Origin of the sequence: Teichococcus coralli (assembly GCF_009829925.1) — a bacterium.
Taxonomy (GTDB): Bacteria; Pseudomonadota; Alphaproteobacteria; order Acetobacterales; family Acetobacteraceae; genus Pseudoroseomonas; species Pseudoroseomonas coralli.
In genome coordinates, this window is the sequence record NZ_SNVJ01000020.1 from 1 (window position 1) to 24,041 (window position 24,041).

Consider the following 24,041-nt stretch of genomic DNA (forward strand, 5'->3'; position numbering starts at 1 on the left):
CGAAAAGCGAGGCAAGCGCTGCCTGCCGGACGCCTCTGTCGCCTAAGGCCCGAGCCATCTGCTCGCGGCTCACCGTAACCTGGATTCCCGCAGAGATGACGTAGCCGAAGATCAGCGCCCAAAGGGCCTTCCACAGCATCCCAGCTCCGGTCAGGAGCGCGTCGACAACCTGTTCCATGGGCTCGCTCCCTGAACGCCCGATCCCGCGACGATCGCCTCCCTTTCCGCCGCGGCGCACCGCCAGCGCACTGCGGCCAAGGCGGGAAGGCGACCTTTGACTGCGGCTCAACCCCTGTGGGCAGGCAGGTTTGCAGCCGCAATTACGACAAATCATGTCAGCGCGCTTGCAGGCGGAAACCCGGCTTGACCTTCCCCTGTTGGCCTTTGCCATTCTGTCGGCGACCGGACCGGAGCCGGTTCGCCGGAGGCGCAGCACGGGGAAGACCATGGCATGAGCGGCCAGCACCAAGCTCACGGACACGGCCACCACCGTCCTAGCGGCGCCAACGGGCACCAAGGCCATGGTCCTAGCGGCACGACGGTCGCTCAGGCCGCCGCCGTCACCGACCCGGTCTGCGGGATGAAGGTGGACCCGGCCACCGCGAAGCACCGCATCGAGCATGGCGGGACGACCTTTCATTTCTGCTCGGCGGGCTGCCGGTCGAAGTTCGAGGCGGACCCCGAGAAGTACCTGCGGTTGGAGCAGGCGGAGGCGCCCGCCCCGGTGCGGCAGGGCGCCATCTACACCTGCCCGATGCACCCGGAGGTCCGGCAGCAGGGGCCGGGCAACTGCCCGATCTGCGGCATGGCCCTCGAGCCGCTGGAGATGACCGCGGAGGCGGTGCCGAACCAGGAATTGGCCGACATGACCCGGCGGTTCTGGATCGGGCTGGCGCTGACGCTCCCCGTGTTCCTGCTGGAGATGGGCGGGCACATCCCGGGCCTTGGGCTGCACCATCTCGTCAGCCAAAGGGTCTCGGCCTGGGTGCAGTTCGCCTTCGGCACGCCAGTGGTGCTCTGGGCAGGCTGGCCGTTCTTCGTGCGCGGCTGGCGCTCGCTGGTGAACCGCAGCCTGAACATGTTCACCCTGATCGCGATTGGCACCGGCGCCGCCTATCTCTACAGCCTGGTCGCCACCTTCGCGCCCGGCATCTTCCCGGCCGGCTTCCGTGGCACGGACGGCGCGGTCGCCGTCTACTTCGAGGCGGCAGCCGTGATCACCGTGCTGGTGCTGCTTGGGCAGGTGCTGGAGCTCCGGGCGCGCGAGCGCACCGGCGGCGCCATCCGCGCCCTGCTGAACATGGCGCCCAAGACGGCGCGGCGCCTGCGGCCGGACGGCTCGGACGAAGAGATCCCGCTGGCCGAGGTGCAGGTCGGCGACCGGCTGCGGGTGCGGCCCGGCGAGAGCGTGCCGGTGGACGGCGCGGTGCTGGAAGGCGGCGGCACCGTGGATGAGTCCATGGTCACCGGCGAATCCATGCCGGTGGAGAAGGCGCCCGGCGCCCGGCTGATCGGGGCCACCGTGAACGGCACCGGCGCCTTGGTGATGCGGGCGGAGAAGGTGGGCTCCGACACCATGCTGTCGCGCATCGTCGCGATGGTGGCGGAGGCACAGCGCAGCCGGGCGCCGATCCAGCGCATGGCCGACACCGTGGCGGGCTGGTTCGTGCCCGCCGTGATCCTGGCGGCGGTGCTGGCCTTCATCGCCTGGGCGGCCTGGGGGCCGAGCCCGGCTCTGGCCTATGCGCTGATCGCCGGTGTCTCGGTGCTCATCATCGCCTGCCCCTGCGCGCTGGGGCTGGCCACGCCGATGAGCATCATGGTGGGCGTCGGCAAGGGCGCCGCGGCGGGCGTGCTGATCAAGTCGGCCGAGGCGCTGGAGCACCTGGAGAAGGTGGACACGCTGGTGGTGGACAAGACCGGCACGCTGACCGAGGGCAAGCCCCGGGTGGTGGCGGTGGTCCCCGCGCCGGGCCTGACCGAGGCCGAGGTGCTGCCGCTCGCCGCCAGCCTGGAGCGGTCGAGCGAGCACCCGCTGGCGGCCGCCATCCTGGCCGCGGCCAAGGAGCAGGGCGTGGCGCTGAAGGAGCCAGCGGACTTCACCTCCGTCACCGGCAAGGGCGTCACCGGCCGGGTGGAGGGCCGCCCGGTGGCGCTCGGCAACGCGCGCCTCATGCAGGACCTCGGGGTGGAGCTGGGCGACCTCGCGGTCTGTGCCGACGAACTGCGCCGCGAGGGCGGCACGGCCCTGTTCCTCGCCGTGGAGGGCCGACCGGGCGGCGTCATCGCGGTGGCCGACCCGGTGAAGGCGACCACGCCGGCCGCCCTGGAAAGCCTGCGCGCCGACGGCATCCGCATCGTCATGCTGACCGGCGACAACCGCACCACGGCCGAGGCGGTGGCGCGGCAGCTCGGCATCCAGGAGGTGGAGGCCGACGTGTTGCCGGAGGACAAGAACCGCGTCGTCCGGCGCCTGCGGGAGGAGGGCAAGGTGGTGGCCATGGCCGGCGACGGCGTCAACGACGCCCCGGCGCTGGCCGAGGCGGATGTGGGGATCGCCATGGGCACGGGCACGGACGTCGCCATGCAGAGCGCAGGCGTGACGCTGGTGAAGGGGGACCTGGCGGGTATCGCGCGGGCGCGGCACCTGTCGCGCGCGGTGATGCGCAACATCCGGCAGAACCTGTTCTTCGCCTTCGCCTACAACACGCTCGGCATCCCACTCGCCGCGGGCGTGCTCTACCCGTTCCTGGGCATTCTGCTCAGCCCGGTGGTGGCGGCGCTGGCCATGGCGCTGAGTTCGGCGTCCGTGATTGCCAATGCGCTAAGGCTGCGGACGGTGCGGCTGTGAACCGGGGTTCGCAGGCAGCAGTGCAAGCCCAGCCTCCGCCCATAGCCCTCTGCCCGCTTCACATGGTTTCGAGCCTTGCAACACGGGTCCGAAAAGCGGGCCGCCGCCGTTGACCCTCCCACATGGGAAGGCCGCAAGGCATGACCCGCATCTCCCTGCAAACGACCTACCCATCATCAGGAGACACAGGATGACGGACCAGCCCACCGCACCGCAACTGGGACGACGCCGCTTCGTGCAAGGCGCCGCTGCCTTGGGCGCCGGGCTGGCCTCAGGGGCGCTCAGCCGCCCCGCCTTCGCCTTGACCGGCGCGGCCGACCCTTCCGTGCTGAGCGGGACCCGCTTCGACCTGACGCTGGACCGTGCGGCCGTCAACAAGACCGGCACCGAGGACTGGGGCAACACCATCAACGGCGGCATCCCCGGGCCGGCGTTGCGCTGGCGGCAGGGCGACGTGGTCACCCTCAACGTGACCAACAACCTGCCGGAGCTCACCGGCATCCACTGGCACGGCATCATCCTGCCGAACCCGATGGATGGCGTACCCGGCCTGGCCTTCCCTGGCATCCAGCCCGGCGAAACCTTCACCTACCGCTTCCCCGTCGTGCAGAGCGGCACCTACTGGTACCACAGCCACATGAGCTACCAGGAGCAGAAGGGAGCCTATGGCGCGCTCATCATCGAGCCGGAGGGCCAGCCGCACATCCAGGTGGACCGCGACTACGTCGTCGTGCTGAGCGACTGGATGGATGGCTCGCCGCTGGTCGTGCAGAACAACCTCAAGCAGATGAGCGACTACTATAACTTCAACCGTCGCACGCTCGGCAGCTTCGTCTCCGACGTGAACCAGAGCGGCCTCGGGATGACGGTGGCCGAGCGCGCGCGCTGGGCCAACATGCGGATGGATCCGAGCGGCATCACCCAGCCGACCGCCGCGCTCTACACCTACCTGATGAACGGCCAGCCGCCCTCCGCCAACTGGACCGCGCTGTTCCGCCCCGGCGAGAGCGTGCGGCTGCGCTTCATCAACGCCTCCGCCATCACCTACTACGACGTCAGCATCCCAGGCCTGGAGATGGACGTCGTCCACGTGCACGGCAACGACGTCGTGCCCGTCACCGTGGACCAGCTCCGCATTCCCGTCGCGGAGACCTACGACGTCGTCGTCCGGCCGCGGCAGGACCGGGCCTTCACCATCTTCGCGCAGGACATGGAGCGCAGCGGCTTCGCGCGCGGCACGCTGGCGCCGCGCATGGGCATGTCGGCGCCGGTGCCGCCGATGGACCCGGCGCCGATGCGCACCATGGCCGACATGGGAAAGCCCGGCATGGCGCCCGACCAGGTGGCCGCCTCGCATCCCGACCGCACGCGCATCGGCGGCATCATGCCCTCCAAGATGGGGGAGGTGCCACCGGAGGAACGCGCGCGCCGACCGGGGCGCGCGCGGCGCACCGAGGCGCCGCCCGAGACGCAGGCGCTCAAGCCCGGCGTCGAGCTCCAGTTCGTCGCCAAGACGCCGACCGACCGCCTGGACCTGCCGGGCGACGGGCTCGACCACCTGATGGGGCAGCGCCGCATCCTGACGCTGGCCGATCTCCGCTCGGTCAATCCCGGCCTCGACAAGCGGCCGCCGACGCGGGAGATCGTGCTGAACCTCACCGGCAACATGCACCGCTTCATCTGGGGCTTCGACGGGAAGAAGTTCACCGAGGTCGGGCCGATCGACGTGACGCTCGGCGAGCGTTTCCGGCTGCGCTTCGTCAACAACACCATGATGAGCCACCCGATCCACCTGCACGGCATGTGGATGGAGCTGGAGAACGACCACGGCGAGCACCGGCCCTACCTGCACACCATCAACGTCAAGCCCAGCCAGCAGCTGAGCCTGCTCGTCACCCCGCTGGCGACCGGGCAGTGGCCGCTGCACTGCCACCTGCTCTACCACTTCGAGGCAGGGATGTTCCGAACGCTGCGGGTTCTGCCGAGGAGTGCATGAGCGATGACCCGACGCATCCTTCCCGCTCTTCCCGCTCTTCCCGCGCTCGCCCTGTTCGCCGCGATGCCGGCGCAGGCGCAGATCTTCGGCGACAGCGGCGCCTTCTTCGGCTCCGGCCTCGGCGCCGACACGCTCCAGGGCGCCTCGCCCTATGGCAACCTGATCGCCGACGACCGCGTCTACATGCACGGCATCCTGAACCAGAACGAGGGCCGCTTCGGGGACGGGTCCTACTACCGCTGGAGCGGCCAGGCCTGGATCGGCAACGACTACAACCGCCTGCGGCTCCGGACCGAGGGACGCTACAACTCGACCAACAACGGCAAGGTCGACGACGGGCAGCACGAGCTGCTCTACGAGCGGCCGATCTCGACCTATTTCGACCTCCAGGCCGGCGTGCGCGCCGATATCGACGACGGAACCGGCCGCACCTGGGCGGCCCTGGGGGTGCAGGGCTTGGCCATCGGCTTCTGGAACGTGGCGGTCACTGGATACGCCAGCAACCGCGGGCATTTCGCCCTGCGCACCGACGCCGCCTACGACCTCTACCTGACGCAGCGCCTCGTGCTGCAGCCGCAGTTCGAGACGAACTGGTACACCAAGGACGATGCAGGGCGCGGCGTCGGTGCGGGGCTGTCGGACATCGATACGGGCCTGCGCCTGCGCTACGACATCTCGCGCAAGTTCTCGCCCTATATTGGCGTCGCCTACCAGCACTTCTTCGGCGGGACCGCGCGCATGCGGCGCGAGGAGGGCGGGCAGGCCGATGATCTGCGCTTCCTGGTCGGCCTGCGCGCCTGGTTCTGAGGTGATGGCCCCGGCATTCAGCCGCCGGGAAGCACCGTTCCCTCGGCGGAGACGGAGTTGCCCGGCTGGTTGCGCAGGGTGCGTTGCAACTCCTCGCAGGCCGCCGCGAAGCTCTGTGGCCGGGGCGGCGTGCCTGATTCTGGCGGCATCGGGCCGCAACGCTCCAGCAAGGCCTGCACACTGGTCGGCTCCTCCGCAGGCATGTGCGACGCCACGCCGGGCGTGCCGACGCCCAGCAGGCCGGGCTGCGGCACGGGCTGCGGCTTCGCGCAGGCTGCGAGCGTCGCCACGGCTAGGAGCGCGAGGACAAGCGTGGCGTGGCGGCGAACAGGTTCGCGGCGTGGGTGGCGCATGGACGGGCCTCCGGAAGAGTCTGCTCACGCCGGGAATAGCATGTCATTGCATGCGCCGGAACCATCGCACGTTCCCGCTGCCACTGGGACCGGAATCCGCCCGCGCCAAATTGCGCAGCGGATGTGTTGAACGCACCCACACGGCGCGGCGTTGTTACGATGTCCAGCACGCGTCACGCCATTCATGGAAGGAGAACAGGGATGAAGCGCTTCCTCGGCGGTGCACTCGCAGCCCTTCTGGTGCTTGCCGGTGCGGGCCTCGCCGTCGCGCTAACTGGTGCCTATGACGTCGCCGCAACGACACCCCATACCGCGCTCGGGCGCTGGGTGCTCGAGACGACGTCGCGGAACTCCATTGTGCGGCAGGCGGCTGACATCCGCCCACCCAGCGGCTTCACCGACGGACAGGTCAGCCAGGGTGCCCACCACTACAAGGAAAGCTGCGTCTACTGCCATGGCGCCCCCGGCGAGGATTCCACCGACTGGGCCAGCGGCATGCGGCCGGAGCCGCCGTACCTGCCGGAGGCCGTGGGCGAATGGAGCGACGCGCAACTGTTCTGGATCGTGAAGCACGGCATCAAGATGTCGGCCATGCCTGCCTTCGGTTCGCATCACGGCGACGAGGACATTTGGGCGATTGTCGCCTTCATCAAGACCTTGCCAGGCATGTCGCCCGAGCAGTACCGGGCCCTCGGCGGGTAGTCCGAACAAGGTGTGGCAGGCGGCGAGTCAGGTTAAATCGGCACGCCAAGGTAGCCGAGGGCACGGAGAAGCCGCTCGCTGGAAGCGATGGCGTCACCCGCGCGAAGCGAGGCAGGACGTCCCAAGACGCCCCGCCTCCATCTGGTCAGTGGTTCATCATCTGGCAGTGCTGCATCATCTGCTGCATCTGCGGCGACAGTGTGCCCTGCCGGGCTTGCCCCCGCAGCTGCTGACAGTGCTGCATCATCTGCTGCATGTTCATGCTGCCCATGTTGTGGCCCTGCATGTTGGACATCTCGTGGCCGGGCATGGAGCCCATGCCGCCTTGGGCGGCAGACGAGCCCGGCGGGATGCTCGGCGCTGGCGTCAGGGACATCTGCGAGGAGGCCGGGGTCGTCGCCGGAGGACCTCCGGGCTGCGCGCAGGCGGCGACGCCCAACAGCAGTGTCGCGGCGAAGGCGACCTTGCCGATCGCCTTCGATGTGATCTGGACCATGTGTCCTCCTTGGGGTGGCAGGGATTCCGCGTGCGCCCCGGCCCGCAGCGGCGCGCCAGGGTGACGACGCTGCATGGCAGGTCGGGGGCCATGGGCCGTGACCGGCGCGCCATGCACCGCGTGGGGCAAGGCAGGCGTTTGGAGCGCCTGCCACAGGTGGGGGGATGGCGGCCGTCCTCACACGGCCTCCAAGCCACGGAAGCGCATCCACGGCGACCACGTGCCGTCGTGGCCGAAGGCCACGACCTCGTAGGCCGAGGGCTCCGCTCCAGACATCTCCATGCCCGGCACGCCAACCGGCATGGCGGGCACAGACAATCCGGCGACCTCGGCGGGCTCCCCCCGGAGCAGCCGCCGGATGGCGGCCGCGGGGACATGGCCCTCCAGGGCGTAGCGGCCGACCTTGCCCGCGTGGCAGGATATCAGGTCGGGAGGCGTCCCGAGCGCCCGCCGGTGCGGCCCGACGGCGTCAACCACCTTGTCTTCCACCTTGAAGCCCTCGGCCCACAGGTGTTCGACCCAGCCGCCGCAGCAGCCGCAGGTGCGGTCCCGCCAGGCTTCCACCTTGGGCGGCCCGCCACAGGCGGCGGGAAGCGCGGCCAGGCCGAGCAGGCCAATGGTGAAGTTCCGGCGCGTGCTCCAGGCGAGCATCGTCATTCTCCTAGGCTGGCCTGGGCAGGCGGATGCTGGCGCGCAGGCCGCCGCCCGCGAGGTTCTGGAGCGTCACCGAGCCGCCGTGGTGGCCGATCGCCTGGCGCGCGATGGCCAGCCCGAGCCCCGAGCCGCCGGTGCCGCGGTTGCGGGATTCCTCGAGGCGGTAGAAGGGCTGGAAGACGCTCTCCAGCTGCTCCTCCGGCACCCCCGGCCCGGCGTCGTCGACGTGGACCACGAGTTCCCGGCCGCAGTCGGCCAGCACCACCCGGGCCGAGGTGCCGTACTTCACCGCGTTGTCGATGACGTTGGCGAAGGCGCGCTTGAGCGCGATGGCCCGGCAGGGCAGCCGCGCCTGCGACGGCCCCTCGTAGATTACCGACCTGCCCATGTCCTCGGCGTCGCCGCAGAGCGTCTGGAGCATCGCCGCGACGTCGGCGGACCGAACCTCCTCCTGCTCCTCATTGCCCCGCAGATAAGCCAGCGTGGCGCCGATCATCGCCTCCATCTCGTCGAGGTCGGCGTCGACCTGCCGTTGCACCTCAGCATCCTCCAGGAAGCCCGCCCGCAGGCGGAGGCGCGCCAGGGGCGTGCGAAGATCGTGGCTGACCGCCGCCAGCGCCTGGGTCCGGTCGGCGATGAGGCGGTCGATGCGGGCCTGCATGCGGTTGAAGGCCTGGGCCGCCTGCCGGACCTCGCGGGGGCCTTCCTCGGGCACGGTGACCGTCTGCCCCGGCCTGCCGATGCGGTCAGCGGCGCCGGAAAGCTCGCGCAGCGGGCGCGCGATGAGGCGCACCACCAGCAGCCCCAGAACCAGGATGCCGAAGGCCATCGCCGTGGTGGAGAGCAGCGTGGCGTGCTCCGGCTGCGCCTGCAGCGGGTCGGCGTGGTACCAGAGATGGCTGCCGTCCGGCAGGTTGACCGCGCCTTCGGCCTCCAGGCGCGCCGTGGTGGCGAGATCCTGGGCCGCAGTGGCGCCCGTTGCGGCGCCGGATTGCCAACGCACTTGGAAACCCGGCGAGGACAGGGCCTGCGACACGGCCTCACGAGCGTCCGGTGGCACCATGCCAATGGCGCGCGCGGCGGCGGCAACCCGCTCGCTGGTGACCTTCTGCTGGGTGTTTCCCAGGAGGATGTCGCTGCCGGTCTGGTGCAGCCAGAGGCTGCCGACGTGGAAGGCCATCAGGCCGACCAGCAGCACCAGGATGATGCGGCCCGCCAGGCTGCCGGGCAGGAGGCGCCTCATTCCCGGCGCACTGTGGGGATGAACATGTAGCCCGCGCCGCGAATGGTCTTGATCATGGAAGGGCTATCGGCCAACGGCTCCAGCTTGCGCCGCAGGCGGCTGACCATGACGTCGACCGAGCGGTCGATGCTGTCGGAGATCCGGTTGCGCGCCAGATCGAGCAACTGGTCCCGCGTGAGCACACGCTGCGGGTGCTCGCAAAAGGCCAGCAGCAGATCGTACTCGCCGCTGGACAGGTCCACGGCCGAGCCATCGGGCGCCTTGAGCTCGCGGCGGCGGGTGTCGAGGTGCCAATCGGCGAACACCATCTTGTCGCCCGCGACCATCCCGGCGCGGGCCGCACCCGCTCCCGCCCGGCGCAGCACGGCGCGGATGCGCGCCAGCAGTTCCGGGCGGCTGAAGGGCTTCGCGATGTAGTCGTCAGCACCGAACTCAAGGCCGAGCACCCGGTCGCTCTCCTCGCCGCGCGCCGTCACCATGATGATGGGGACCTCCGACTTGGCTCGGACGCCGCGGCACAGGTCCATGCCGGACTGGCCGGGCAGCATGACGTCGAGCAACACCAGATCGACGGGAGCGCCGCCGAGCGTCTCCCACATCTCGGCGCCGTTTCGGGCACCGGTCACGCGGAAGCCGTTCTGCCGCAGGAACCGGCTGATCAGGAGGCGCATCTCCCCATCGTCCTCGACCACGAGGATATGGGCCTCGGGCGGCAGCGGGCCGCTCCGCCCGTCGCGCCCGCCATCAGGCTCGGTCGGCGGCACCGGCCAGCACGCCCAGCTTTGCCCGCGCCTTCGGTGCCAGGCCGGGAGCGGAGGCGGCCTTCGCCGCGAACTCGGCCATGTCGGCCTTTCCCACCACGATCAGGGCCACCATGCCAAGCCCGTTGTGGGGCGTGCACTGAACCGCGTAGACGCCCGCCTTGTCGAAAACGAGGGTCGCCGCCGAGTTGAAGGGAACGTCGACCGACGGCACCCCCGCGGGCCACAGCGAGCGGATGGGAACCACGTTGTGGCCCTTGTCGGTCGGCTCGAAGCGCACCGAGCCCCCCACCGGAATGCGCACGAGCGCCGGGTCGTAGGCAAACGTCTCCCCCGCCGCGGGACCGCGGTTCAGTTCATGGATCGTGGCTGTGGGCTCCGCGGCGGCGGCCACCCCGGCCGTCAGGAGCAACGCGGACAGAGCGATGCGGATCATCATGGTCTATCTCGCCTCAGAAGAAGATTCGAACGCCGGCCAGGAGCTGCCAGCCGCCGACATCCTCGCCCTCGTTGCGGGCGAAGCGCGCCGTGTCGCCGAGCTTCCGTTCGTAGCTGACCCCAATATAGGGCGCCACCTCGCGGGTGACCTCGTAGCGCAGGCGGAGCCCAACCTCGACGTCATTGAAGCCCGCGCCGGTGCCGAGCTCCTCCACCTCCTGCAGCGCCAGGTTTACCTCGAGGTTCGGCTGCAGCACCAGGCGTTGCGTGACGTAGAGGTCGTAGGAGACCTCGGCGCGCGCGGAAATGTCGCCGCGCTCGCTGACGAAGCCCTGCAGGTCCACCTCGAACATGCCGGGCGCGAGGCCCTGCAGGCCGATGACGCCGTAGGCGCGGTTGGGCAGCGGGCGGATGTCGTACCGCAGGCCCGCCTGGAGGTCCCAGTAGTAGCTGAGCAGGCGGGAGTAGAGCAGCTGGACCTCGGCGCTCTCGGCGCGGCCGCTGCGGGTTGTCTCGCCCTCCGTCTTGAGCCAGGCCTTGTCGGTGTCGCTGCCGTACCAGGCTTGGGCGTTCCAGCGGCCGATATTGGGGCCGTCGAGCCCGAAGCCGTACTCCAGCTGCTCGACCAGAACGCCATGGCTGAAGACCTCGTGGCCGGTCTGCGTCACGCCTTCGGGGCGCAGCGCCTCCTGAGCCCGCGCTCCACCGGCGGCGAGGGCGAGGCCCAGCGCGGCGATGATGGCCCGCCCGGCTTGTCGGGCGATCGGCGCCTGCATGCCACTCATCCCGCCGCCGCGACGCGCGGCCGCGCGACAACGGAGACCTTGCGCATCATGCCGGTCTCCATGTGGTAGAGCATGTGGCAGTGGAAGGCCCAACCGCCCGGCGCATCCGCCTCGATGTCGACGTCGAGCGTGGCGCCCGGCTTGATGTTCACCACGTGCAGCATCGGGTTCTCCGCGCCATGGCCGACCTGCGGCATCATCCATAGGCCGTGCAGGTGCATGGGGTGGTTCATCATGGTCTCGTTGACGAAGCGGAAGCGCGCCCGCTCGCCATGGTTCAGCACGATCGGCTGCGCGTGGCTGAAGGGGTTGCCGTTGATGGACCAGAAGTAGCGCTCCATGTTGCCGGTCAGCCGGACCTCGATGACGCGGTCGGGCGCGCGCGGGCGGTAGCGCGGCGCCAGGGCGCGCAGGTCGCGGTAGGACAGCACGCGTGCCTCTGGCGGCGCGCCGGTGTCGTTCACCAGCGGGTCCGGCATCGCCATGCCGCCCTGGTCCATGGCCGCGTGGTTCATCCCACCAGTCGCACCGTGGTTTGTGCCTGCCATGCTGTCCATGGCGGCGCGGCTCGTCCCCGCCATGGCAGAATGGTCCATGCTCCCCATGCTGGCGTGGTCCATCCCGGGCATGCTCCCGTGGCTCATACCGCCCGTGGAGCCGCCCTGCATGCCTTGGGAGCCACCGCTGGGCGCCTGCATGGCGGAGTGGTCCATACCCCCCATGTCCATCGGCGCGACGTGGCCCGGGGCGTCCACCTCCGGGCGAGGGGTCCCACGGTCGAGCCCGCTCGGCCCGTAGTTCATGCCCATGTCCGCCATGGTCAGGACCGGGCGCGGGCGGTGCGGGGGAAGGGGCAGCGCGGGCAGGCCGTCGCGGGTCGCCAGGCTGGCCTGCGCGAAGCCCTGGCGGCCCATGGATTCCGCCAGGATCTGGTACTGGCGGCCGTCCCGCGGGCGGACAAGGACGTCGTAGGTCTCGGCCGGGGCGATGCGGAACTCGTCCACCGCGATCGGGCGGACGTTGTTGCCATGCGCCTGCACCACCGTCATCTCCAGCCCGGGGATGCGCACGTCGAAGTGCGACATGGCGCCGCTGTTGATGAAGCGCAGGCGCACCGTCTGGCCGGGCTGGTACACCGCCGTGAAGTTCTGCGCGGGCGTGCGGCCGTTCACCAGATAGGTGTAGCCGCTGACATCCTCGATGTCGGTCGGGTCCATCCGCATGCCCGCCCACATCATGCGGTCGGCGAGAATGGCGGAGCGCGCCTCGGCATCGGGCGCGCCGCCGAGCGTGCGCAGCAGGTCGGCCAGGGTGCGCTTGTCGTAGTTGTAGTAGCCGGGATCGCGCTTGAGGTTGGCCAGCACGCGGTCCGGCGCCTCGTCCGTCCAGTCCGAGAACTGGATGATGTAGTCCTGGTCGTGCCCGAAGGGATCGGGCGTCGCCGGGTCGATGATGAGCGGCCCATAGATGCCGGCCTGCTCCTGCAGGCCGGAATGGCTGTGGTACCAGTAGGTGCCGGACTGCACGAGCGGGAAGCGGTACTGGTGCGTCTCGCCCGCCGCGATGCCCTGGAAGCCGTCGCTGATGCCGGGCACGCCGTCCTGGTCGCTCGGCAGGATCAGGCCGTGCCAGTGGATGGAGGTGTGCTCGCGCAGCCGGTTGCTGACGTTGACGATCACCTCCTCGCCCTCGCGGAAGCGCAGGACGGGCGCTGGAATCTGGCCGTTCACCGCCATCGCGGGGCGCGGCCGCCCGGTGAAGCTGGCGGTGACGTGCGACAGCGCGAGGTTGAACTCCCGCGGCAGGCCGCGGCCGAGGCGCGGCTGCGCCAGCGCGCCGGGGGCGGCCGGCAGCGCCAGCGCCGCGATGCCCAGGCCCAGTGCCTGCCGCCTGCTGAGTCTTCCGTCGCTCATGGTGTCCTTTCTTCCTGGCGGCCAGCTACTTCCGAGGTCACTTCGAGAAGGCGACCTCGCCCACCATCCCTGACTGGTAATGGCCCGGGATGTTGCAGGCGAACTCCAGCTCGGCGGGCTTGGTGAACTTGAACACCAGCTCCGCGGTCTTGCCCGGCTCCACCAGCACGGCGTTGGGGTCGTCATGCGCCATCGCCATGCCGCCCTGGCCCATGTTGCCATGCGCGCCGCCGCCGTGCCCCATGCCCGCATGGTCCATGTGGCCCAGCCCGGTCGGCGTCATCATCCCGCTGTCGAACATCGCCTGCATCTCGCGCTGGTGCTGCTGGTGCATTGCCGCGGTGCCGATGTTGAACTCGTGCAGCAGCTCGCCCTCGTTCCGGATGCGGAAGCGGACCGTCTCGCCGGCGCGGAGCTGGATGCGGCGGGGCTGGTAGGCGTTGTCCCGCATCGTGATGTCGATGGTGCGTCGCACGTCCTGGGGGCGCCCTTTGGCGCCAAAGGCCTGGTAGGCCGAATTCGCCCAGGCAGGCGTCCCACCAACTGCCGCTACCATGATTGCTGCGGCCACGAGGCCGATCCGCAGGCGCATGCATCACATCCCTTGTTCTGGACACCCCCCTCGCCGGGAACGGCGGGACGGGTCAGCCGCCGGATTCCGGCGAGCCAGGAGACGCGGTTACCAACCGATTGCGAATGCCCGATTGCTCAAGCATGACAAAAGATTTCAGGCGCTGTACGGCAGAGAAGCTTGGCCGCCGAGTTGCGCGGCCGGCATCGTCAACTTGCTGAGGTGAGGGACGTGTTCGGGCGGACGGCAGCACCCCGCTGATCCTCACACTGCGAATTGGGCGCACGTCTCCTGACACCAGATCCGGAGGGCTTTTGCGCGAGCGTTTCGGTACTGGCTGGCCGGCATCAGGTGCCGCCGCGGCCGGAAATGGCCGTGGATGAAGGCATGCGCTGACCGGAACCGCTGCGCCTGGTCAGGCGACTTGAACCGCTGCATCTGGCGTTCGCGTCGCCGGGTGGGCCGATGCGAGTTCTCCGCCCGGTTGTTCAGGTACCGGCTGCTCCGATGCTGGACCTCGGGCAGGAGCTCACATTGCGCCACGCCGTAGCTCTTCAGCCCGTCAGTGACCAGCCGTCGCTGGCCTGCCCCCTCTCCGCGTCCCGCCATTCTCACATCATCGGCGGCCCACTTTTAAGGGGGCAGGCCAAATGCCGCGCCCGGTCACCAATTCGACACTCTCCTGCGCCCGCATGGGCAGGAAGGCGCGGGGAGCGATGTGCAGATGGGTGACCGCCCCGTTCCACGTGGGTCCGCGCGGGACGGAGGGCTCAGGTCGGCTGGGTTCGACGGTTGCTTCGGGCATCACGGCATCACCTCGGTCGCGGCCACGCTGCCCAGGAACGGCGCGCCGAGGTGCTCGGCTGCCGCTTGGGCGGACAGGCTCTGAGTAAACTACCCTTTGACCGGCTCGGACAGAGCTGCTTTCGGCCGCACCCGGTCGTCAGGCAGATCTCAGGTGACGGGCTTCCGCGTCCGCTGGCAAGCGGGTGCGCAGATCGGTGGCTACGGCCAGCCTGCTCCAGCCGCCACCCCTCTTCCACCCCGATCGGCTCGGCTCAACGCACGCTAACCCTGGCTTAGCGTGCGTTGGCATCAGGCGCGCCGCCTGTGCCATAATTTAAAACCCTTAGGTCCGTCGTTCCAGCCTTGCCGGGCATGATATCCTCGGCCGCGGCGACCGGAATCGCGTGCCGCCGGCCGAGCTTTCCCCGGGTGCGCAGGAGGCGGTGGAGTTCGGCCGCGCGATGGAGTGGATCCGCCGGCCGACCGGGGTGGGGCCGCAGCAAGCACCGCACCGGGTTGATGTTGGAGGGCTGCCGCCACGACAGCAGCATGACGGGGCATGACTGCGAGCCCGAATGCGCCCGCCGCGGCGACAGGCTGACGATGGATGTGCCGCTCCGCCAGGCCGCAGGAGATCGCCTCGGTGATCGCCGTGGATGGCAGCGGGCCGGCCGCCCGCGCCGCCCCCGCCGCATGATCCCTCCAGCCCCCCCCAGGCCGACCGCATGGAGCGCTGCACCTTCCCGGCCACCAGCGCCGCACGACGGGGCAGGGGGGCCTCGCGCCTCGCCCGCCGCCGATGCTACCCATGCAATCCGGAGCCGGGCCGTTGCCGACCGGCTTGCGCATCCAGCGAAGGTCCGAGCCATGAACTACGCGCCCAAACCCAACGACATGACCGCCCTGATCGAGGCCGACCGGGCGCATGTCTGGCATCACCTCTCCCAGCACAAGGCCTACGAGACCGTCGACCCGCAGCTGATTGTCGAGGGCAAGGGCATGCGCATCTGGGACGCGCGGGGCAAGGAATACCTCGACGCCACCTCGGGCGGGGTCTGGACGGTCAATGTCGGCTATGGCCGCACCAGCATCGCCGACGCGGTGCGCGACCAGCTGGTGAAGCTGAACTACTTCGCCGGCGCCAAGGGCAGCGAGCCCGGCGCCCGCTTCGCGCAGAAGCTGATCGAGAAGATGCCGGGCCTGACCCGCGTCTACTACTCGAACTCCGGCTCGGAGGCGAACGAGAAGGCCTTCAAGATGGTGCGGCAGATCGCCGCGCGCCATCACGGCGGCAGGAAGTGGAAGATCCTGTTCCGCGAGCGCGACTACCACGGCACCACCTTCGGCGCCCTCGCGGCCTGCGGCCAGCCGCAGCGCAACGCCGACTACGGCCCCTATCCCGACGGCTTCGTCGAGGTGCCGCACTGCCTGGAATACCGCAGCCAGTACCCGGACGCCGAGAGCTACGGCATCGCCGCGGCCGACGCCATCGAGGCGGTGATCCTGCGCGAGGGGCCGGACACGGTGGGCGCGCTCTGCCTGGAGCCGATCACCGCCGGCGGCGGCGTCATCACGCCGCCTGCCGGCTACTGGCAGCGGGTGCAGGAAATCTGCACGAAGTACAACGTGCTGCTGCACATCGACGAGGTGGTCTGCGGCCTCGGCCGCACCGGCGCCTGGTTCGGCTACCAGCAGTATGGCGTGACGCCGGATTTCGTCACCATGGCCAAGGGCCTCGCCTCCGGCTACGCGGCGATCTCCTGCACGGTGACGACCGAGGCGATCTTTGACCTCTTCAAGAGCGACGCCGCGGACCCGATGAACTATTTCCGCGACATCTCCACCTTCGGCGGCTGCCTCGCCGGCCCCGCCGCGGCGCTGGAGAACATGCGCATCATCGAGGAGGAGAGCCTGCTGGAGAACACCCAGGCGATGGGCCTCCGGCTGCGCGACAACCTGCTGGCCCTGATGGAGCGCCACGCGGCGATCGGCGAGGTGCGCGGCTGCGGCCTGTTCTACGGCGCCGAGCTGGTGGCCGACCGCAAGACCCGCGAGCCGCTGGCCGAGGCCAAGGTGCAGGCGGTGGTGGCCAAGTGCATGGAGCTCGGTGTCATCATCGGCGCCACCAACCGCTCCCTGCCCGGGCTCAACAACACGCTGACCCTGAGCCCCGCGCTGATCGCGACCGAGGCCGACATCGACCGGATCACGGACGCCATCGGACAGGCGCTGACCTCCGTGCTCGGCTGACCGCTCCACCGCCCCGGGCCCGTCATGCCGGTCCGGGGCATGCCACGTCGCTGCTAGAGCATTCTCCATTCGCTCTGGCTCACGGGCAATGCTCTAGCCGTTTGTTTTGACGAGCATTTTCACCCGTCCCGATGATGCCCTCGGAACGGGATCTGCTCTAGTTCCTGCCGAGGAAGTCGAGCACCGCGGCGTTGAACAGCTCCGGCTGCTCCATCGGCACCGAATGCCCGGCATCGGCGATGGTGCGCCACTCGGCCTGCGGCAGGTGGCGCACCCAACGCCGCATCAGCGCGGGCGGCGCCAGCAGGTCGGCGCTGGCGGCGATCGCCAGCACCGGCAGGCGGATCACGCCGATCTTTGCGAAGGTGTTCGGCGTGCGCGGGACCTGTGCCGTCGCGCCCGGCTGCCGCGCCACCTGCTCCGCCGCGTGCCATTCGGCGACGCGCCCGGGATGCGCGGCGCGGAACGAGGGACCGATCTCGCGGAAGGTCTCCGGCAGCTCGCGGAAGCCGGGAATGGCGATGTTGCGGCTGAGTTCCTCCATCTCCGGCTCGGCGAAGGAGCCGGTGCTGGCGGCGACCACCAGGCTGCGCAGCGTCTCCTGCCGCCAGGAGGCGTAGTCCAGCGCCGCGAAGCCGCCGCCCGCGACGCCGAGCAGGTGGAACCTCGGCAGCCGCAGGTGCCCGGCCAGCGCGGCGAGGTCCTCCGCCACGCTGCCCGGCTGCGGCCCGCTGGCGGGATCGGCCATGCTCCGCCCCCAGCCGCGCCGGTCGAAGGCGATGACGCGGTAGCCGGCCGCGGCGAAGGCGGCGAACTGGTCCGGCCAGCAGCCGCTGGTGCCCGTGTTGGCGTGCAGCAGCACGACCGGCACGCCCTCGCCGCCGCTGTCGCGGTAGAACAGGCGGACGCCGGGCAGGGTGGCGACGCTTCCCTCAGGGCTGGCGGCAGTCATGGTTCTCTCCTGTGTGAAAGGCCGGGGAACAGGGTTCCCCCAGGCCCCTTGCCTTTTGCGGGTTCTCGGGCACGCGCTTTGGCGTGCCCTCCGCGGCGGCTGGACTGACAGAAAAAAGAAGGGGGCCCGGGGAATTCCTTCCCCCGGCCGCTTCAGACCTTTTCCAGCCCCAGCAGCTTCACCGCATGCTCGGCCAGCAGCCGCTTCTGGATCTTGGAGCTGGCCGTCATGCCGATCGCCTCGAAGCCCTCCACCACGCAGACATAGCGCGGCACCTTGAAGCCGGCCATGTTGTCGCGGCTCCAGCCGATCAGCGCCTGCTCCTCCACCACATGCCCCTCGTTCGGGATGATGAAGGCGCAGGGCACCTCCATCAGCCGTGCGTCGGGCACGCCCACCACCACCGCCTGCCGCACCGCCGGATGGCGGTTCAGGATGTCCTCCACCTCGGCCGGCGAGACGTTCTCGCCCCCCACCCGCACCAGGTCCTTGGCGCGGCCGGTGAATTGCAAACGGCCATCGGCACCGAGCCGGCCCAGGTCGCCGGTGGCAAGCCAGCCCTCGGCGTCCAGCGCCTTCGCGGTTTCCTCGGGTTTGTCGAAGTAGCCCTGCATGACGTTCCAGCCGCGCACCAGGATCTCGCCTTCCGCATCCGGCGGGCAGTCCCCGCCGCCGTCCAGCGCGCGGATGCGGACCGACACGCCCGGCTCCGGCAGCATCCGCCCGCTGACGCGGATCTCCTCCGGCTCCCACCAGGCGGATTGCGACACGTTCGGCGAGGCTTCCGAAAGCCCGTAGCCGACCACGCATTCGCGCGCGCCCAGCTCGTCAATGATGCGGCGGACGATGCTCGGCGAGGCCGCAGCCCAGGCGCCGCGCAGCATCAGGCGGCGCTGCGGGCGGTCGGGATGGTTCAGCAGCATCAGCGCCATGGTGTCGTTGCCGGAGAAGTGCGTGCAGCGCTCCGCCTCCATCAGGCGCAGCGCCTCGCCCGGCTCGAAGCGGTCCATGGTCACCAGCGTCGCCACGTGCTGCAGGCAGGAAAGGATGGAAAGCGTGCTGCCGGCGACATGGAAGAAGGGCCGCGCGCTGTGGAAGCGGTCGGCCACCCGCAGCCCCATGCGCCCGCCCGAGAAAAAGGCATCCGCGCACATGCTGCGATGCGTCAGCAGCACGCCTTTCGGGAAGGATGTGGTGCCGGAGGTGTATTGGATCAGCAGCACGTCGTCGGGCGCGCAGCAGGCTTCGACAGGGCCGCGCGCGGCGGCCATGAAATCGTCCCACGCCACGGCGCCGTGCGGAACCTCCCCGCCCAGCACGACGACCTTCCGCAGGTCCGGCAAGGCGGCGTCCGGCAGGCCGCGGTCGAGCGCCGGGCAGATGCCGCGCAGCATGCCGACGAAGTCCACGCGCAGGAAGCGGTCGGCCAGGAACAGCATGCGCACCCGCGACTGGCGCAGCGCATAGGCCATCTCCTCCGCGCGGAAGCGGGTGTTCACCGGCACCGTCACCGCGCCGAGCGAGCCGATGGCCAGGAACAGCGCCACCCAGCGCGGCCCGTTGCCGAGGCAGATGCCGACATGCTCGCCCCGCCGCACCCCGGCGGCGGCCAGCGCCGCGCGGATGGCGGCGACCTCCGCCGCCAGCGCGGCATAGGTGATGCGGCCGGCCGGCGCGACGATCGCCTCCACCTCCGGCGCGATGGCGACGGCGCGGCGCAGGGCGGCCTCGCCGGTCAACGGGCAGATACCCTCCAGCGGGAAAGGCGCGCTCACGGGCGGCCGCTCCCGAAGCCCGCCATGGTGGCGCGCCAGGCGCCCTCGGCGAGGTTCTCCTCGATGGCCATCAGCTCGGTGGCCAGGGCGGCGCGCGGGTCGCGCTCCACGCCCTCGTCGATGCAGCGCTTGGCCTGCCGCAGCGCCCCCGCGGGCGCGGCCAGGATGGTGCGCGCGATTTCCGCCAGCGCCGCCTCCAGCGCCGCCTCGTCGGGCAGCAGGCGCGAGACCAGCCCGGCCCGCGCGGCTTCCTCGGCGGAAAGGGTGCGGCCGGTGAACATCATGTCCTTGGCCAGCCGCTTGCCGATGATGCGCGGCAGGCGCTGCGTCGCCCCCACCGTGCCCCAGAGCGCCTCCGGCGTGCGGAAGGAGGCCGCGGGCGTCGCCACGATCATGTCGCAGGCGGCGGCGATCTCCCCGCCCGAGCCGACCGCCGGCCCCTGCAGCACGGCGATGCTCGGCATCGGCAGCCGCTCCAGCGCCTCATAGGCGGCGAAGCCCTTCAGGCGCCGGGCGCGCACCTGGTCCTCGCCCATGCCCTTGCGCTCCTTCAGGTCGGCGCCGGCGCAGAACACCGGCCCGTTGGCGCGCACCAGCACCAGCCTGGCCTGCTCGGCCACGGCGCGGCGGGCGCCGGCCAGCAGCGCCTCGGCCATGGCCGTGTTCAGCGCGTTGCGCGCCTCGGGGCGGTTCAGGGTGAGGGTGGCGACGCCCTCGGCGGACATCTCCCACAGCACGGCCTCGGTCATAGCGCTCCCATCTCCCGCAGTTCCGCGATGCGCGCGGCATCCAGCCCCAGGCGCTCGCGCAGCACCGCCTCGGTATGCTCGCCGAGCAGCGGTGGCCGCCCGACCTCCGGGTCGCCCCAGCCCTCGAAGCGCAGCGGCACCGGCAGCGCCGGGAAGCGCCCGAGCTGCGGGTGCTCGAAGCTCGCCACCATGCCGCGTGCGCGCACATGCTCGTCGGCCAGCACCTCGTCCAGCTCCAGCACCGGGCCGGCGGGCACGCCGGCCGCGTCCAGCCGCGCGAAGGCCTCGCCGCGCGGCAGCTCCGCCAGCGCGGCGCCCATGGCGCGCATCACATCCTCGCGCCGCGCCACGCGGCCGGCATTGGTGGCGAGCCCCGGGTCCGCCGCCAGCGCGTCGAGCGACAGCGCGGCGCAGAGCGGCGCCCAGTGCTGATCGCTGGCGGTGATGTGCAGGTAGCGCCCGTCGGCGCAGCGGAAGCTGGCGCTCGGTACCCGGCCGGGATGCTCGGTGCCGAGCCGCGGCGGCACCTCGCCCAGCGCGAAGTGGCGGGCCGCCGCGATGGTCAGCAGCGCCACCTGCGCGTCGAACATCGAGACGTCCACATGCCCGCCCTTGCCGGTGCGGTCCCGCCCGCGCAGCGCCGAGAGGATGGCGATGGCGACCCAGAGGCCGGAGGACAGGTCGGCCACCGGCAGGCCGGGCTTCACCGGGCCGCCGCCGCGCTCGCCGGTCAGGCTCATCAGCCCGCCCATGGCCTGGAACACGGTGTCGTAGCCCTTGCGCTTCGCATAGGGCCCGCTCTGCCCGAAGCCGGTGCAGGAAATGTAGACCAGGCGCGGATTGACGGCGGCGAGCGAGGCCCAGTCCAGCCCGCGCCGCTTCAGCGCGCCGGTGGGAAAGTTCTCGACCAGCACGTCGGCCTGCGCGGCGAGGTCGCGGATGATCCGCCGTCCCTCCTCGTGCCGCAGGTTCACGGTGACCGAGCGCTTGGCGCGGTTGCAGGCCATGTAGTAGCCGCTGACGCTGCCGCCCGGCCCCTCGGCGAAGGGCTCGAAGCCGCGGGTCTCGTCGCCGCTGCCGGGCTGCTCCACCTTGATGACCTCGGCGCCCATCTCGGCCAGCAGCATGGTGGCGAAGGGGCAGGCCAGCACACGCGAGAGGTCGAGGATCACCAGTCCGTCGAGCGGCCTCATGCCAGCGCCTCCCGCGCCGCGCGCGCCCGCGCGAAGCCCTCCGGCAGGGGCTGCGGGCCGGCGGCGCAGAGCTGCTTCAGCGCCAGCATGGCGGGCGGCGGCAGGGTGGCGAGGCCTTCCGCCAACGCGGCGGCGCGCTCCAGCAGCGCTGCGGCGGGAACCGGGGTCGGGCAGAGGCCGAGCGCGGCCACTTCCGCCGCCGGCAGGGCCCGCCCGCTCGCCAACAGCGAGAAAACCTTCCGAGGGGCGAGATGGCGCAGCAGCACGGGGGCCATCAGCGCCGGCAGCATGCCGTGCGTCGCCTCCGGGAAGCCCAGGCTGGCGCCCTCGGCCATCAGCATCTGGTCGCAGCACAGCGCCAGGGCGGCCCCGGCGCCGAGCGCCGCGCCCTGCACCGCCGCCACCACCGGCTTGGCCGTGCGGCCGGGCGCCAGCAGGATCGCCTCGCTCAAGGCCGCGCGGGCGGCGCGGGCGGCGGGATCGGCGGCGAGGGCACGCATCTCCGCGAGGTCGGCGCCGGCGCAGAAGCCGGGGCCCTCGGCCGCCAGCACGATGGCGGCGATGCCGGAATCCTCTTCCGCCGCCCGCAGGCCCGCGATCAGGCTCTCCGCCAGCGCGGTGTCGATGGCGTTGCGCTTCTCCGGCCGCGCCAGCACCAGCAGGCGCAGCCGGCCGCGCGTCTCGGCGCGGATCATGCCGGCACCAGCGCGGGCAGGCCGGCGAGCCGTTGGCGCACCGCCTCCGCCTCCGTCACCAGCCTGCGCATCACCTCGGCGGCGGGCGGGACGTCGCTGATCAGCCCGGCGGTCTGCCCGGCCTCCACCTTGCCCCATTCGACGTCGCCATCCAGCGCGGCGAGCTTCAAGCTGCGGCTGGCATAGAGCAGGGCGAGCGCCTCCTTCTCGTGGCCGGCGCGCTCGGCGGCGTCCACCGCCTCGGTGAAGCGGTTGCGGAGCTGGCGCACCGGCAGCCCGCCGCGCCCGACCAGCGTGGTGTCGGAAAGCGCGGCCTTGCGCACCATCTCCTTGTAGGCGGGATGCACCGTGGCCTCCTCCGTCATCAGGAAGCGCGTGCCGAGCTGCGCGCCTTCGGCGCCCAGCGCGAACATCGCGGCGATGCCGGCGCCATCGGCCACGCCGCCGGCGCCGATCACCGGCAGCGCCACGGCCTGCACGACCGCGCGCACCATCACCATGGCGGAGACCTCGTCCGGCGCCGGATGGCCGCCGGCCTCGCCGCCCACCACGACCAGCCCGTCCACGCCCGCCGCCTCCGCCTTGGCGGCGTGCAGCGGCGAGGCGACGACATGCAGCCACTTCGCGCCATAGGCATGGAAGCGCGGCAGGTGCGCGCGCGGGCCGCCCTGCGAGGCGATCACCACCGGCACCCGCTCGGCCTCGGCGATGTCGAGGAATTCGGCGGAGCGCTTGTTGTAGAGCGGGATGTTGACGGCGAAGGGCGCCTCCGTGCCGGCGCGCACCGTGCGGATCGCCTCCACCAGCGCCTCGGGGCGCATCGGCCCGGCGGCGATGGTGCCGAGCCCGCCCGCCCGCGCCACGGCCAGCGCCAGCGCGGCGGAGGAAGAGGCCCAGCTCATGCCGCCCTGCACGATCGGATAGCCAATGCCCAGAAGGGCCGGCAGCCGCGAGGGGAAGCCGAACTCCGCCGCCATCACAACGTCTCGGCGCCGCTCTGCCGCACCAGCGGGCCCCACTTCTCGGCCTCGGCGCGCAGGAAGTCGAGATAGGGCTCGGGCTCCATGGCGGAGGGGGTGCCGCCCTGGCGCCGGAACTCGCTCACCAGCGCCTCGCTGTTCAGCGCGCGGGTGGCGGCCTCGCGCAGCCCCTCGCGGATGTTGGCCGGCGTCGCGGCCGGCACGGCGCAGCCATACCAGTTGTCCGAGATCACCCGCGGCAGGCCCAGCTCGGCCGTGGTCGGCACCTCCGGCAGCGAGGGCACGCGCTGCGCGGTGGTGACCGCCAGCGGGCGCAGCACGCCGGCCTCGATATGCGGCCGCAGCACCGGCACGTCGGCGATCAGGTAGGTGAAGCGGTTGGCCAGCAGGTCGGTGGTGGCCGGCGCGACGCCGCGATAGGGGATGTGCAGCGCGTCGAACTTCGCCTCGGAGGCCAGCAGCGCGCCGGCAAGATGCGTGATCGAGCCTGCGCCGGCCGAGCCGTAGCTCACCGAGCCCGGCTTGCCCTGCGCCAGCTTCACCAGCGCCGGCAGGTCCGCCGGGCCGGACCTGGCGTTCACCACCAGCACCTCGGGCACCCGCACCGCCAGGGTGAGGTGCGCCAGGTCCTTGTAGATGTCGAAGGGCATCTGCTGCTGCGGCATGAAGGGCGCGATGGAGAGCGCGCCGGGGCCGGTGAAGCCGATGGTCAGCCCGTCCGGGTTGGACTTGGCCACCGCGTCGGTGCCGACCAGCCCGCCGGCGCCGCCGCGGTTCTCCACCACCACGGGCTGCCCGAGCTCCTGGCCCAGCGCCTCGGCGAAGATCCGGCCGAAGATGTCGGCGGGCCCGCCGGCGGCGAAGGGCACCACGAGCTTCAGCGGATGGCCGGGCGCCCAGCCGCCGGCGGCAGCAGCGCGGGCGCGCAGGGCGGGCAGGGCCAGGCCTGCGGCCAGCAGGGTGCGTCGCTTCATTCTCGGTCGTCCTCTTCGCTCGGGCGTCGTGCCTCTTCGCGGCGGAAGCTAGCCGAGTTGGTTGATACCATCAACCATTCAGACTAGCCTTTGTGGACCTGGAAGGAATTCAAGAGC

Annotated in this window: 21 protein-coding genes and 1 pseudogene; 5 read left to right on the top strand and 17 right to left on the bottom strand. The window is 71.1% G+C overall.

Going from position 1 to position 24,041, the window contains the following annotated elements; translation table 11 throughout:
- Positions 1-451 precede the first annotated feature (451 nt).
- The 3 genes from E0493_RS18340 (at position 452) to E0493_RS18350 (ending at position 5,654) form a co-directional block, all read left to right on the top strand.
- Positions 452-2,851 (top strand): heavy metal translocating P-type ATPase, encoded by a 2,400-nt coding sequence (locus E0493_RS18340; protein WP_160938707.1) that lies wholly within the window; start codon positions 452-454, stop codon positions 2,849-2,851.
- A gap of 190 nt (positions 2,852-3,041) precedes the next feature.
- Entirely contained in the window at positions 3,042-4,847 is a 1,806-nt protein-coding gene (locus tag E0493_RS18345) for a copper resistance system multicopper oxidase (protein WP_160938708.1), read from the top strand.
- 3 nt (positions 4,848-4,850) lie between these two features.
- Positions 4,851-5,654, top strand: a complete 804-nt coding sequence (locus E0493_RS18350) for a copper resistance protein B (RefSeq protein WP_160938709.1) — start codon at positions 4,851-4,853, stop codon at positions 5,652-5,654.
- A 17-nt stretch (positions 5,655-5,671) separates the two neighbouring features.
- On the opposite strand, the gene E0493_RS18355 is transcribed toward E0493_RS18350, so the two are convergent.
- Positions 5,672-6,007, bottom strand: a complete 336-nt coding sequence (locus E0493_RS18355) for a hypothetical protein (protein ID WP_160938710.1) — start codon at positions 6,005-6,007, stop codon at positions 5,672-5,674.
- 201 nt (positions 6,008-6,208) lie between these two features.
- Here E0493_RS18355 and E0493_RS18360 point away from each other — a divergent pair, with 201 nt between their 5' ends.
- Positions 6,209-6,709, top strand: coding sequence for a c-type cytochrome (locus E0493_RS18360; protein ID WP_160938711.1), 501 nt, complete (start codon positions 6,209-6,211; stop codon positions 6,707-6,709).
- 145 nt (positions 6,710-6,854) lie between these two features.
- Here the strand turns inward: E0493_RS18360 and E0493_RS18365 are convergent, their stop codons facing one another.
- From E0493_RS18365 to E0493_RS24050, 9 genes and pseudogenes are all read right to left on the bottom strand, one after another.
- Positions 6,855-7,205, bottom strand: a complete 351-nt coding sequence (locus E0493_RS18365) for a hypothetical protein (RefSeq protein WP_160938712.1) — start codon at positions 7,203-7,205, stop codon at positions 6,855-6,857.
- Positions 7,206-7,382: 177 nt separating this feature from the next.
- The gene (locus E0493_RS18370; protein ID WP_235913871.1) at positions 7,383-7,856 is read right to left on the bottom strand and encodes a DUF411 domain-containing protein; all 474 of its coding nucleotides are present in this window, start codon (positions 7,854-7,856) and stop codon (positions 7,383-7,385) included.
- A 10-nt stretch (positions 7,857-7,866) separates the two neighbouring features.
- Positions 7,867-9,102, bottom strand: coding sequence for an ATP-binding protein (locus tag E0493_RS18375; protein ID WP_160938714.1), 1,236 nt, complete (start codon positions 9,100-9,102; stop codon positions 7,867-7,869).
- Positions 9,099-9,866, bottom strand: coding sequence for a response regulator (locus E0493_RS18380; protein WP_160938715.1), 768 nt, complete (start codon positions 9,864-9,866; stop codon positions 9,099-9,101). The genes E0493_RS18375 and E0493_RS18380 overlap by 4 nt, the downstream gene beginning before the upstream one ends.
- Positions 9,847-10,302 carry a plastocyanin/azurin family copper-binding protein gene (locus E0493_RS18385; protein ID WP_160938716.1) on the bottom strand — a complete coding sequence of 152 codons (456 nt, stop codon included), beginning with the start codon at positions 10,300-10,302 and terminating at the stop codon, positions 9,847-9,849. Before E0493_RS18385 ends, E0493_RS18380 begins: the two co-directional genes overlap by 20 nt.
- A 13-nt stretch (positions 10,303-10,315) precedes the next feature.
- Complete coding sequence (locus tag E0493_RS18390; protein WP_160938717.1) at positions 10,316-11,077, bottom strand: copper resistance protein B; 762 nt, start codon at positions 11,075-11,077, stop codon at positions 10,316-10,318.
- Between the two features lie 5 nt (positions 11,078-11,082).
- Entirely contained in the window at positions 11,083-12,999 is a 1,917-nt protein-coding gene (locus E0493_RS18395; protein WP_160938718.1) for a copper resistance system multicopper oxidase, read from the bottom strand.
- A 37-nt stretch (positions 13,000-13,036) separates the two neighbouring features.
- A complete protein-coding gene (locus E0493_RS18400) occupies positions 13,037-13,591 on the bottom strand; it encodes a cupredoxin domain-containing protein (RefSeq protein WP_160938719.1) in 555 nt (184 codons plus the stop codon).
- A gap of 371 nt (positions 13,592-13,962) precedes the next feature.
- A pseudogene (locus E0493_RS24050) lies at positions 13,963-14,146 on the bottom strand (DDE-type integrase/transposase/recombinase); the annotation flags it as partial.
- A gap of 1,077 nt (positions 14,147-15,223) precedes the next feature.
- On the opposite strand from E0493_RS24050, the gene E0493_RS18410 reads away from it, so the two are divergent.
- Positions 15,224-16,606, top strand: coding sequence for an aminotransferase family protein (locus E0493_RS18410; RefSeq protein WP_160938721.1), 1,383 nt, complete (start codon positions 15,224-15,226; stop codon positions 16,604-16,606).
- A gap of 157 nt (positions 16,607-16,763) precedes the next feature.
- On the opposite strand, the gene E0493_RS18415 is transcribed toward E0493_RS18410, so the two are convergent.
- The 7 genes from E0493_RS18415 to E0493_RS18445 all read right to left on the bottom strand — a co-directional run bounded on the left by E0493_RS18415 (position 16,764) and on the right by E0493_RS18445 (position 23,924).
- Positions 16,764-17,558: an alpha/beta fold hydrolase gene (locus E0493_RS18415; protein WP_160938722.1), complete on the bottom strand. Its 795-nt coding sequence runs from the start codon at positions 17,556-17,558 to the stop codon at positions 16,764-16,766.
- A gap of 152 nt (positions 17,559-17,710) precedes the next feature.
- Complete coding sequence (locus E0493_RS18420) at positions 17,711-19,333, bottom strand: AMP-binding protein (RefSeq protein ID WP_367614544.1); 1,623 nt, start codon at positions 19,331-19,333, stop codon at positions 17,711-17,713.
- Positions 19,330-20,082 carry an enoyl-CoA hydratase/isomerase family protein gene (locus E0493_RS18425; protein ID WP_160938723.1) on the bottom strand — a complete coding sequence of 251 codons (753 nt, stop codon included), beginning with the start codon at positions 20,080-20,082 and terminating at the stop codon, positions 19,330-19,332. Before E0493_RS18425 ends, E0493_RS18420 begins: the two co-directional genes overlap by 4 nt.
- Positions 20,079-21,275 (bottom strand): CaiB/BaiF CoA transferase family protein, encoded by a 1,197-nt coding sequence (locus E0493_RS18430; RefSeq protein WP_160938724.1) that lies wholly within the window; start codon positions 21,273-21,275, stop codon positions 20,079-20,081. Before E0493_RS18430 ends, E0493_RS18425 begins: the two co-directional genes overlap by 4 nt.
- Positions 21,272-21,970 (bottom strand): enoyl-CoA hydratase/isomerase family protein, encoded by a 699-nt coding sequence (locus E0493_RS18435; RefSeq protein ID WP_160938725.1) that lies wholly within the window; start codon positions 21,968-21,970, stop codon positions 21,272-21,274. Before E0493_RS18435 ends, E0493_RS18430 begins: the two co-directional genes overlap by 4 nt.
- Entirely contained in the window at positions 21,967-22,947 is a 981-nt protein-coding gene (locus E0493_RS18440; protein ID WP_160938726.1) for an NAD(P)H-dependent flavin oxidoreductase, read from the bottom strand. Before E0493_RS18440 ends, E0493_RS18435 begins: the two co-directional genes overlap by 4 nt.
- Complete coding sequence (locus E0493_RS18445) at positions 22,947-23,924, bottom strand: Bug family tripartite tricarboxylate transporter substrate binding protein (RefSeq protein WP_160938727.1); 978 nt, start codon at positions 23,922-23,924, stop codon at positions 22,947-22,949. Before E0493_RS18445 ends, E0493_RS18440 begins: the two co-directional genes overlap by 1 nt.
- Positions 23,925-24,041: the final 117 nt, after the last annotated feature.

Coding starts and splice junctions, on each gene's coding strand:
- E0493_RS18340 (WP_160938707.1), top strand. CDS start 452: ATGAGCGGCCAGCACCAAGCTCACGGACACGGCCACCACCGTCCTAGC.
- E0493_RS18345 (WP_160938708.1), top strand. CDS start 3,042: ATGACGGACCAGCCCACCGCACCGCAACTGGGACGACGCCGCTTCGTG.
- E0493_RS18350 (WP_160938709.1), top strand. CDS start 4,851: ATGACCCGACGCATCCTTCCCGCTCTTCCCGCTCTTCCCGCGCTCGCC.
- E0493_RS18355 (WP_160938710.1), bottom strand. CDS start 6,007: ATGCGCCACCCACGCCGCGAACCTGTTCGCCGCCACGCCACGCTTGTC.
- E0493_RS18360 (WP_160938711.1), top strand. CDS start 6,209: ATGAAGCGCTTCCTCGGCGGTGCACTCGCAGCCCTTCTGGTGCTTGCC.
- E0493_RS18365 (WP_160938712.1), bottom strand. CDS start 7,205: ATGGTCCAGATCACATCGAAGGCGATCGGCAAGGTCGCCTTCGCCGCG.
- E0493_RS18370 (WP_235913871.1), bottom strand. CDS start 7,856: ATGCTCGCCTGGAGCACGCGCCGGAACTTCACCATTGGCCTGCTCGGC.
- E0493_RS18375 (WP_160938714.1), bottom strand. CDS start 9,102: ATGAGGCGCCTCCTGCCCGGCAGCCTGGCGGGCCGCATCATCCTGGTG.
- E0493_RS18385 (WP_160938716.1), bottom strand. CDS start 10,302: ATGATGATCCGCATCGCTCTGTCCGCGTTGCTCCTGACGGCCGGGGTG.
- E0493_RS18390 (WP_160938717.1), bottom strand. CDS start 11,077: ATGCAGGCGCCGATCGCCCGACAAGCCGGGCGGGCCATCATCGCCGCG.
- E0493_RS18395 (WP_160938718.1), bottom strand. CDS start 12,999: ATGAGCGACGGAAGACTCAGCAGGCGGCAGGCACTGGGCCTGGGCATC.
- E0493_RS18400 (WP_160938719.1), bottom strand. CDS start 13,591: ATGCGCCTGCGGATCGGCCTCGTGGCCGCAGCAATCATGGTAGCGGCA.
- E0493_RS18410 (WP_160938721.1), top strand. CDS start 15,224: ATGAACTACGCGCCCAAACCCAACGACATGACCGCCCTGATCGAGGCC.
- E0493_RS18415 (WP_160938722.1), bottom strand. CDS start 17,558: ATGACTGCCGCCAGCCCTGAGGGAAGCGTCGCCACCCTGCCCGGCGTC.
- E0493_RS18425 (WP_160938723.1), bottom strand. CDS start 20,082: ATGACCGAGGCCGTGCTGTGGGAGATGTCCGCCGAGGGCGTCGCCACC.
- E0493_RS18430 (WP_160938724.1), bottom strand. CDS start 21,275: ATGAGGCCGCTCGACGGACTGGTGATCCTCGACCTCTCGCGTGTGCTG.
- E0493_RS18435 (WP_160938725.1), bottom strand. CDS start 21,970: ATGATCCGCGCCGAGACGCGCGGCCGGCTGCGCCTGCTGGTGCTGGCG.
- E0493_RS18440 (WP_160938726.1), bottom strand. CDS start 22,947: ATGGCGGCGGAGTTCGGCTTCCCCTCGCGGCTGCCGGCCCTTCTGGGC.
- E0493_RS18445 (WP_160938727.1), bottom strand. CDS start 23,924: ATGAAGCGACGCACCCTGCTGGCCGCAGGCCTGGCCCTGCCCGCCCTG.